The sequence below is a fragment of the Lentimicrobium sp. S6 genome (assembly GCF_013166635.1).
Classification (GTDB): Bacteria; Bacteroidota; Bacteroidia; order Bacteroidales; family UBA12170; genus UBA12170.
Map to the genome: position 1 here is coordinate 1 of NZ_JABKBZ010000121.1, position 8,011 is coordinate 8,011.

General features: G+C 31.6%; 4 protein-coding genes. All 4 read right to left on the reverse strand.

The features are described from left to right. Positions 1–803: 803 nt before the first annotated feature. The 4 genes from HNS40_RS21210 to HNS40_RS21225 all read right to left on the reverse strand — a co-directional run bounded on the left by HNS40_RS21210 (position 804) and on the right by HNS40_RS21225 (position 7,837). Positions 804–1,184: an HU family DNA-binding protein gene (locus HNS40_RS21210; protein WP_172284721.1), complete on the reverse strand. Its 381-nt coding sequence runs from the start codon at positions 1,182–1,184 to the stop codon at positions 804–806. A 1,162-nt stretch (positions 1,185–2,346) separates the two neighbouring features. Next, positions 2,347–4,395, reverse strand: a complete 2,049-nt coding sequence (locus tag HNS40_RS21215; protein ID WP_172284722.1) for an ATP-binding protein — start codon at positions 4,393–4,395, stop codon at positions 2,347–2,349. 263 nt (positions 4,396–4,658) lie between these two features. Continuing rightward, entirely contained in the window at positions 4,659–6,599 is a 1,941-nt protein-coding gene (locus HNS40_RS21220; protein WP_172284723.1) for a PAS domain-containing protein, read from the reverse strand. A 1,001-nt stretch (positions 6,600–7,600) separates the two neighbouring features. Beyond that, a complete protein-coding gene (locus HNS40_RS21225; RefSeq protein WP_172284724.1) occupies positions 7,601–7,837 on the reverse strand; it encodes a hypothetical protein in 237 nt (78 codons plus the stop codon). Positions 7,838–8,011 lie beyond the last annotated feature (174 nt).

Genomic DNA, 8,011 nt, shown 5'->3' on the forward strand with positions numbered 1-8,011 from the left:
ACAGCCCAAATATCCCAGGCGACTCATTAGCTAAATTATCAAGGTATTGTACTTATGAGAAAAGGAAAAATCGATTAAATTTTGAGCAACAAATTGAAAGAGCTTTTTGCTTAAGTTAACGCTAATGCCTTCAGGCTCTATCTGGAAATGCACATTGCTGCGTTTATTGTTAGGTCTTCTAGGCTTTGTTTTGCTTTGGAAGGAAAGCATGAGGAATACCCTCACATAGTCGGGAGAGTGCCCCAAGTTGAGGTTTATGAGCCCTTCAGGCTCTATCAGGGTAGGATAGAAAGCAGGCTGAAAGCCTGCAACATCAAAGCAAGGAGCAAAGCTCCTTGCTTTGAACACAAGATAAAGCACCAGCCTGAAGGGCTGAGAGAAAACAATTAAGGAGAATTATATAGAATATCAGAAATATAGCCTTGAGTTCCCCATAAAAATCAACATGACCCATTAAATCTTCTTAAAAGGTAAAGAGAGGGTGTATTTTGTTGAAAAACCATAAATATTGTTGAAAAAAAGAAAAGAGTAAAAAATGATATGGCGTATAACAAAAGGAAATATATTAGAAAGGCCGAGCTGTAAACTAGGATAATCATTCATTTTGAAGGATGTAAAGAAATAAAGCAGTCATTTTTAATTGGTCAGCTGCGTTTTGCAAACGATGCTGTGCTTTTTTTAGAAGTAAAACTGCAATTTTTAAGAGGAAGGCTGCGTTTTGATGGGGCAAAATGTTAAATTCTTGAAGTCACAAAAAAAATGGAGTAAGTTTGTTACTCCATTTTTACAAAAATAAATATCAATTACTGCACTTTTTGATATTTTAGTAAAGCAAAGGACCTAAGGAATAGAGGATCAGGCCTAAACTGAACCTTTGTTCCTTTTATCATACTATCGTGGAACTCTTCCTCGGTTGCTGATCCTTCTGATTGAACCGTGAGTCGATACGTTCCAAAATCTCTTAATTTTACAATATGTCCTCGAGATAAATTCTTCGGAATATTCTTTAAAAGAGATTCAAGTACTCCCAATACATCGGAGGTTCCTAAGGATACTTCCTCTGCTATTTGTTCTGCAATTTCACGAACATCAACTGTTCTGCTTGATTTTGCTATTGCATAATACTTACGTGCCTCCTCTATATCTCGAGGATTCACTTTTTGTCTAACACTGTAATTTACCATGATTTTTGAATTTTAAAAATTAATAATGTGTTGTTCTTTGACAACTTGATTTTGCATTCTTTTGAAAACTCTAAGTTTTTCATCTTTAAAAATTTTAATTATTAAATACTGAAGGTATTCGAAGCTCCTCAGCTTTTTTAGGTGTTAATTATGGGTGTTTATAAACTAATAATGCATAAAGGCCTCCTCTCTTTTTTATATGTATAAATGAAATCATCATGAATAATGGCGAGCCTATTCATTCTGAGACATAGTGCTTCACTTTGAATCCATTGAATTGGGTTCATCACTATTTTAAGTATGTTGTTTTTCGGGGATTTTATAGGGGATGATCTTAATTGATTAAGATCGGAACACAGGCACAGACGATAGGGGAGCGTCTGGTGTGAAAAGAAAACAAATGGTTCTTTTGCTAAAAGGTTGATATCAATTAATGCTTGTTTATTTTGTTGGTCATGTTTGTATGAACTTTTCATGATATAATATTTTTAATTTAAGTCTTCTTAATCTGTTATTGTTTCTCTTTTTCATAATACTTAGTTTATTGTTTAATTTCTCATGGTAAAATTACGAAGACTAATTGAGTTTGTCAAGAGGTGGTATGGATATGAAAATTGACATTTAGATGTTGATAAAAAATACTAAATACCTGTAATGCTAGTGTTTACTGTTGCTGAGAACAGGATGAACTATTAAAAACATCTTATTGTTAACAAAAAAATCTATTTGTGATATTTTTTGCTGTTATATGCTGATAATCAGGTGTAAATATTGTTATTTGCTTGGTTTCCAAAGAAAAGACTCCGATTTTCAGGTAATATTGGAGGTTTGTATTAATGGGTTGATATTTAGTGTTTTATAGTTTGGTTGGTGTTTTGTTTAAGTTTTATATTGTGATATGTTGATAAAAATGACTAAGTATTTTGGTATAGTAATTGAATAAGTTTTTAAATCATCAGTAAATCAGATATATACGGGTTTTTATTGAAAGCTGAAATTTTCCTCATTTCTTTAAGATTTTGCACTTATGTTAATTAAATATTAGCCAATTTATACTAATTATGTCCTGCTTTAATGGGTAATGTTATTAAAACGAACAAAATACAAGGGTGATATAATATCAATTATAGAGTGCTCTGAATAACCGATTTGCCATCTATTCCTATGGCAGAGGTATTGAAACAAAGAATTTTGAACCTTGATCTACTTCTGAATCAAACCAAATGCTTCCATTCAGCATTTCAACATATGACTTCACAATGAATAAACCCAAACCAGAACCTTCGTAGTTTCTTGAATCTTTTAGTTCTGCTTGTTCAAATTTATTAAAGATGGCTTTTTTTCTATTATTTGGGATACCAATTCCACTGTCTGTGCAAATTATTAATAAGGATTCTGACTCTAATTTTAACTCTAAATCAATAGATCCATATTTGGTGAATTTAATAGCATTTAAAAGAATATTATTTATAATTGATGATATTTTCTGTTCATCAGATTCTATGATAAATCTTTCATATTTACCATAGGTTTCAAAAGAAAGGTTTAGGCCTTTTTCTTCACATTTTGGTTTATGTTGATATATGATATGGCTAGCAAGGTCTATTATATTTATTGTTCTTTGGTTCACTATAATTTCTCCACTTTCTATTTTAGATGCCTCTACAATGTCATTTACGGTGTTTAGAAGTCTTTCACTACCATTTTTAATCAATTTGATAAATTCTTTTTGCTCCTCCAAGGGCAAATCAGGCTCCTGAAGCATATCTGTTAATCCTGCTATACCGTTCATTGGCGTTCTAATTTCATGACTGAGGTTGGTTAAAAAGACTGATTTTAAATGATTAGACTCCTCCGCTTTTCGTTTTGCTTCTATCAATTCTTTTTTCTTATTTCTTTGGTCTAGAAAAGTGACCATTCCATCGAGTAATAACGATAGCTGATGAACATCTGCTTGCATATAATCTTCATTTTTGTTGGCAACAGATGCTATAGCTGTAATTTTTTGGTTCTTAAAAGCAGGAACACTCAAATAATTCTTTATGTCCACATGTCCACTAGGAATACCTTTTTTATTTTCTAGGTTTTTTGAATAATCATTAATGATGGTTGGTTTTTTAGAACGAATGACATCTGCCCAAATTCCAGCTTCTACAGTATTGAACGACATGTTTATTTCCTCCATATTACAGTTATTCATCACGGTTTTAGACCATTTAAAAATTTGGGCTTCGGTTTCTTCATCATTTACAAATGCCAAAAAGCCAATGTTGCTGTTGGTTAACTCTATTGCTTTTTTTAAGGTAAAATCATGAATATCTTCAAATGAATTATTGGTCATATTTCCTAATTCAACCAGAGTTTCTAAACGTAATTCATTAAGCTTTCTTTCTTGGTTATACTTAGTTTCACCAGAAATATCATAGCCAATATTGATAACATTGCCCTCGGTATCTTTATAACTGGCCCATCGTGATGGTATTTTAAGTCCAAATTTTGTATTGGGATTATAATAATTGAATCCGGTAGAAGTGGTATTAAACATGGTGTCTTTAACTTCTTGATAGACTTTTTTATCTTGATATAATAGACTTAGCGGGTGGTCTGAATTATTTAATTCGTCCATAGTCCAACCAAAACCATATTCACATGCTTTATTCCATAAAATACATTTACCATTTTTATCAAAAGCATCAATAAAAACGGGGGCATTTTCAAAAATAGTTCTGAACCTATTTTCACTTAATGCTAATTTTCTTTCAGCTATTTTATTATCAGTTACATCAAAAAACTTAACTGCGAGTTGGTTCTGAGCAATTTTGTAAGCAAAAACTTCATAGGCACCCTTTATTTCATTTTGTTCATAGTCAATTTGAGAATTAAAAAAGGGTTCTCCTGTTTTAATCACATTTTTATAGGCCTCTGGAATATTTGTTTCTTTTAAACCAGGAAATGCTTCTTCAATGCTTTTTCCCGTATAATCATTTAGATTTATATTTAATATTTTGCTAGCAGATTCATTATGGCTTTTAAAAATAAGTTGGTCGTTTTCATCCAATGAATAAAGAATAACACCTAGAGGGGAGGCTTCTATGATATGGTGATACATATCATAATAGGTTGCTGCTCGCTCTTCTTGAAGCTTTAGTTTTGCCTTTAATTCTTGAATTTCTTGTTTCAATTCCTTATGATGGAAAAGGTTAATCTTCATATTAATATCTTAAATTGTTCAAGGATTAAAAATACATAAAGGTTGGATATAACAAACAACTATCAGTTAATGATCATGATATAATTTATTTTTGTTACCATTTAAGCATTATTTGTAAATTTCTAATTGTTTTTTATTGGTCTCATATTTAGTTAAAACTATGTCCTTCATTGTATCTCACTTTAGCTTCTAAAAACATATAATCACAAATCTATCAGGCTACGTAGCAAGAATGGTTCATGAATGAATTTCCATCGAACAAGTTATTTTGTATTAATTGGAAGTGATACATAAAAAATAGAACCTTTGCCCACTTCAGATTCTAACCAAATTTTACCCTTTAGCATTTCCACATATGATTTCACAATGGTTAGGCCCAGACCTGAACCTTCAATGGCTTTAGATTCTTTTGTATCTGCTTGTTCAAATCTATTAAAAACGGCTTTTTGTTTGTGTTTTGGAATACCAAAGCCTGTATCTTTACAATAGAATATAATCTCTTGATTAGAGACTTGAATACCTGTTTCTATAAAACCTCTATCGGTGTATTTTATGGCATTTTTAATCAGATTGGTAACGATAGAATCTAACTTTGTTTGATCTGTATTGATAAATATCTGCTCAGTTTTAATTTGGTTTTTAATATGAATCTCTATTCCTTTTTTATGGCATTCTGGTTTGAAAAATGTAACCAGATTATCAAGTAACTGAACCAGGTCAAATTCTGATTTACTAATACTTATTGCTCCACTTTCTATCTTCGATATCTCAACAATATCATTTACAGTATGCAATAATTTTATACTGCTACTTTGTATGATATTTATAAAACTTTGTTGCTCATCTTTATCGATATCGGGTTCTTGTAATAATTGAATGAAGCCTAAAATACCATTCATTGGGGTCCTTATTTCATGACTCATATTGGCTAAGAAGGCGGTTTTTAATTTATCAGACTCCTCTGCTTTTTCTTTGGCTTTTACTAATTCTATTTCTTTCTTTTTCCTGGAACTAACATTTTCTACAACAACAAGTATTCTGTTTACTTTTTCATCTTCATCATATAGAGGAACCGTTTTATAGTGTTGATATTGATTATTAATAAACAACTCAAAATTTCTTTCGTTTCCTTTAAAGGTTTCTTTATAATATTTGGCAACAATGTCGGCTTTTTCACCAAAAACTTGTTCTAATGTTAAACCTATAAAGTCTTGAGGGTTGAGCTTAAGCTTTTTAAATTCTTGCCCTGAAGAAAAGCCAATACTCAAATCTTTTTCAATAATAGATACATATGAATTGGGATAGTTTTCAGCTATTTTTTCCAAAAGCATTTTGTTTTCAATGGCATTATCCTTAATTTTAGTTTCCTCAGTAATATCCTTAAAAACGCAATAGGTTTGTTTGAAGCTACCATCAGGATGGTTACCTGTACATCCTTCAAGAGAAATATCCAAATAATGACCTTTTTGATGTTTAATTCTAAAATGAACATTGTTTACATAGCCTCTTTTTTTTAAGATAGGGAAGTTTTTTCTGAAAAGGTTTTTCCAATCTGGATGTAAAAAATCTTCAAACTTTTTTCCAATAACTTCTTCTCTATTATACCCTAGCGTTTTTAACCAAGTAGGATTCACATCAATAATGTTTCCGTGGGCATCAAGTGATTGATAGGAGAGAGGAGCATTGTCATAAAGAGATTTGTATTTCTGTTCATTTTCTGCCAATTTAAACAAAACATCTTTTTGTTCTGTAATATCCTGAAAAACCCCTATAATCTTAATGATTTGATTATTGTCATCAAACAAATAATTTGCTGTAGACTTACAATATCTTAAAGAACCATCTTTAGGGATAAATCTAAATTCGAGAGAGCAGGGAGATTTTGATGAAATATTTTCTTCAATGGTGTTTTTTACCAAATCAACATCATCTTTGTAAATATGAGAATAGAAAAGCTCAAATGTTGGAGATGTTACCACTTCTTGATAACCCATTAGTTTACAATAGTTATCGGACCAAATCTGTTTATTGCTAATTAAATCAATCTCCCAGGTACCCATATTATTATCTACCTGGGTATTATTACTAATAATCTCAGTATGCTTCAATGTTTGTTGTAGCTGACTGACTTGTAGCTTTAATTGTTGGTTTTGCTCAATCAATTCGTGTGTAGATGAACCCTTATTTCTCTTCTCTTGCCCCATAATGATTGTTTTTTATATCCCCCTGTAAAAGTTTACAATTTAATAATTTTCTATTAAAAATGCAAATTTCATCAAGTAAAATCTAAGCATTATTGACGAACAGAACTGTGGTTAAATCCTATTTTGATGCGTTATGCAAATTTTTTCATACCAAAAATGCTACCAATTCATCCTTTTTCATGGAAAAAAGGAAGCAAAAAGCCATCCCAAACAATTGCCTACCCTCCTCTTATAGAATATTGATTTGTCTAACAAAGTAGAAAACTAATGACCTAATAATCTAACCACCCTAACTGATTTAAAACTATCATTTCTATTTCAAACATTCTCGATGTCATTATTTTAAAAGCCAAGGCCTTTTGCTGACAAATCAAATATTCTATAATTCATCGCATGAGCCGGCCTAAGTTTGGGAAAGGCCTGCCCTCTGTCTTCGAAAATATATTACGGCTTAAGTTATTAGTCCAAGCTTTTGTAATAAAGAAGTTTTATTTGAGTATATTTTTGCTATGAAATTGAAATCAATTAATGATTCTGAATTAAATCACGCAAAATTTATAAAGGCTTCCGCCGGAAGTCTATATCCGCCTTATCAGGAAGTCGTTAAGCGGAGCAAATGACTTGTAGGAGTTAAAAACAATACTGTTTGACGCTCGTTAGTGACGAATCGTAGATTGTCACTATAAGGAGGAGTTTATTGTTTTTCCGGAAAGTCATTTGTGGAGTAGACTTGCTGATATAGCGGTGGTTTTGCTGCACTTTTTAAAAAGTGTAAAAGAATAAACCTGTCTAACAAGATTTCTAATTTGAAAGAAATATGTCTTTCAAAAGAGTTTTTAAAAAAAAGATTAACTCAACCTGAATAATCGAACATTAGGAAATCGATTTTTTCTGTTTTGTTATTCAATGGTACTACAGCGCATCAAAATGAGAAATAGCCAGAACTGTATTTATTGGGGCAATAAGCATAAAAAAAACCGGCCTTAAGACCGGTTTGAAATTTACTCCTCAATTTTATAATCAGGGGTTTGGGTTCTCCATTTTGTTATTGCATAGGTGCCAGCTGTAAATAATAGGATAACAATACCACTTCCTACAGGAGCACCACCCCCAACAGGAGTATTCCCTCCGCCTGCAGCACCATTTCCATTATTAGGTGGAGGAGGAGTTTGTGCAAAAGCAAAAACTGTGAATATTAAAAATGCTGCTGTGAGGGTTATTTTCTTTATGTTTTTCATTGTTCTTTGGTTTTTCAATTTTTAAATTTGTCATAGTTTGTTTGAGTTTGCTTCGCTCTGCTCGCAATCTCAGAATGTTCATTGCGAAGATGGTCATTGCGAGGAGGAACGACGAAGCAATCTCTATAAACCTACTTCAAAACTACTTTCTGAACTATAGTTTCATTATCTGAA

What these genes read in the sequence shown, in the direction of transcription:
- HNS40_RS21210 (WP_172284721.1), bottom strand. Translation starts at nt 1,184, where the DNA reads ATGGTAAATTACAGTGTTAGACAAAAAGTGAATCCTCGAGATATAGAG.
- HNS40_RS21215 (WP_172284722.1), bottom strand. Translation starts at nt 4,395, where the DNA reads ATGAAGATTAACCTTTTCCATCATAAGGAATTGAAACAAGAAATTCAA.
- HNS40_RS21220 (WP_172284723.1), bottom strand. Translation starts at nt 6,599, where the DNA reads ATGGGGCAAGAGAAGAGAAATAAGGGTTCATCTACACACGAATTGATT.
- HNS40_RS21225 (WP_172284724.1), bottom strand. Translation starts at nt 7,837, where the DNA reads ATGAAAAACATAAAGAAAATAACCCTCACAGCAGCATTTTTAATATTC.